Below are 250 nucleotides of genomic sequence, written 5' to 3' on the forward strand. Positions count from 1 at the left end.
AGGCCGTCAAGCACGGACTGAAACGTATGCAGTACCGGCCGGGACTACTCATCGGGTTCCTCACCGAAACCGGACTGACCTGGAAAGATCTCCGATCAACATAACTTCACACGTTAATCTTCAGTAGAGGGTGTCTGAAAAGAGTCAGTGTGGCGCGCCGGTGAGGCGGCGTATCAGGATCATGCTCATCGCCAGGTAGATAACGTTTTCGGACGTGGCGGTCAGGTATTCGTAGTCTTTGGACAGGCGG

At 54.4% G+C, this 250-nt stretch carries 1 pseudogene; it reads right to left on the minus strand.

Features of this window, described 5'->3' with window-relative positions:
• Positions 1–144 precede the first annotated feature (144 nt).
• Positions 145–250 (minus strand): annotated as a pseudogene (locus FMEAI12_RS37455) (IS5/IS1182 family transposase); the annotation flags it as partial.

The sequence above is a fragment of the Parafrankia sp. Ea1.12 genome, from assembly GCF_900465275.1.
Lineage (GTDB): Bacteria > Actinomycetota > Actinomycetes > Frankiales > Frankiaceae > Parafrankia > Parafrankia soli.